General features: G+C 47.7%; 3 protein-coding genes. 1 reads left to right on the top strand and 2 read right to left on the bottom strand.

Going from position 1 to position 1,981, the window contains the following annotated elements; genetic code table 11:
* Positions 1 to 940, top strand: a 940-nt coding sequence (locus A3762_RS12320; RefSeq protein ID WP_068755811.1) for an L-serine ammonia-lyase, incomplete at its 5' end; no start/stop codon positions are given.
* 5 nt (positions 941 to 945) lie between these two features.
* Here A3762_RS12320 and A3762_RS12315 read toward each other — a convergent pair.
* Together A3762_RS12315 and A3762_RS12310 are read right to left on the bottom strand one after the other, a co-directional pair.
* Positions 946 to 1,596, bottom strand: coding sequence for a glutathione S-transferase family protein (locus tag A3762_RS12315; protein WP_068755809.1), 651 nt, complete (start codon positions 1,594 to 1,596; stop codon positions 946 to 948).
* 20 nt (positions 1,597 to 1,616) lie between these two features.
* The coding region (locus tag A3762_RS12310; RefSeq protein WP_231878802.1) for a translation initiation factor Sui1 at positions 1,617 to 1,981 on the bottom strand (365 nt) is incomplete at its 5' end.

Genomic DNA, 1,981 nt, shown 5'->3' with positions numbered 1-1,981 from the left:
ATATGCATCAATTGGCGGGGGCTTTATTGTTGTTGAACAAGAGCTTGATCAGCATGTGTTGAGCTTAAGTCAGGTCGATATCCCTTTCCCATTTTGCAACGCGCAAGAAATGCTAAGCATGAGTGGAGATTCGGCTTTAAGCATTGCTGAGATGAAACTGAAAAATGAACTGTGCTTTCAAGAAGAGGCGACGTTTTCAGAACATGTTTTAACAACATGGCGTGCAATGCAGAGCTGTGTTGAAAAGGGACTACAAGCAGAAGGTGAGCTTCCCGGAGTTTTAAGAGTACAACGACGAGCCGCGACACTTTTTCAAAAACTCGTGAAAAGCCCTGTAAATATAGAGTGTCATGAATGGCTGAGTGTTTACGCGATTGCCGTCAATGAACAAAATGCGGCAGGAGAGTTGATCGTGACAGCGCCGACGAATGGTGCGGCGGGCGTTGTGCCAGCGGTGTTGTATTACATGGATAATCACTATTTTGAGCATGGCTTGAGTGATGCTCAGATCCTGACATTCTTGTTGAGTGCGGCAGCGATTGGCGGATTGATCAAACATAATAGTTCTATCTCTGGTGCAGAGGTTGGCTGCCAAGGTGAGGTGGGAGCTGCATCGGCAATGGCTGCTGCAGGAGCTTGTGCTCTAAAGGGTGGAACGCCTGAGCAAGTAGAGCATGCGGCAGAAATCGCTTTAGAGCACCATTTGGGGATGACGTGCGATCCGATTCAAGGCTTGGTGCAAGTGCCTTGCATAGAAAGAAATGCTTTTGGAGCGGTGAAAGCATGGCTCGCATCAGATCTCGCTCGCAATGCTGAAGGCGAGCATATTATGTCGTTGGATCGCTGTATCAGTGCGATGCACGAAACCGGTTTAGCAATGTCGGACAAGTATAAAGAGACATCGTTGGGCGGTTTAGCTGCGTCTTGGGTCGAATGTTAGCCGATTTAGGCGCGGGAGCTTCCGACTTCTGACGCGGCAATAACCTCTTGTTCGTTTGTTGCTGATGCGCTCCATGCCTGCATGGCAGTTAAGGATAGCAGGGCATCCATATACGCGAGGCTGGTGTCAGAAACTTCAATGTTGTAAGTGGCTAAGCGTGTCGCGACTGGTGCAAACATGCAGTCAACAATACTGAAGTTTCCAAACAGAAAGTCGCCATCATGACGATTAAGGGCGTCTTGCCACATGCCGTCGATACGGTGGATATCATGCTCGCATTTGTCACTAATCTTAACGCGACGCATGGCTCTGATATTCATGGGTAATTCAGTTCTTAATGCTGAGAATCCAGCATGCATTTCTGAGCAATAAGCTCGCGCTAAGGCACGGTCTTTTATCGAGGCGGGGTAGGCCTGCCCATTCAAATAGGTTTCGTTGATATATTCGCAAATCGCCATGGACTCCCAAACAATCAAATCACTATCGATAAGAACAGGCACTTTGAAGGACGGAGAATACTCTGCGAGTAACTCATGCGTTCTAGCTTGTGCGAGCGGTATGCGTGTTTCTTCAAAAGGAATATTGAAGTAGGAAAGTAGTAACCATGGCCGTAAAGACCAAGAAGAGTAGTTTTTGTTTCCTATGACTAATTCCATACTCGCTCCCTTTAGTCGAGTTATCCGCCCGAGCGTATTACAGTATAGCCCTTATCTTCCAGGAGCTTGACCAAGATATCGCGCTGGTCTCCTTGAATTTCGATAGTGTGTTCTTTTACTGCTCCACCAACGCCACATTTCTTTTTCAATTCCTTCGCAAGCGACTTCAATTTATCACTTGGTTCGAGAATGCCATCAACGAGCGTAACGCCTTTTCCGCCGCGGCCTTTGCGTTCGTATCGAACCCGTACGATGCCATCTCCTTCAGGAATCTCGTCCTTACTGCAGGCACAAGCTGAGATTGCTTGCTCGCAATTTGGGCAGGTTTTGCCGTGCTCAGTGGAGTAAACCAATCCACCAAGATCTGAGAGGGAGTTTAATTTCT

The organism is Oleiphilus sp. HI0125 (genome assembly GCF_001635355.1).
This window is presented reverse-complemented; position numbering and strand designations above follow the sequence as displayed.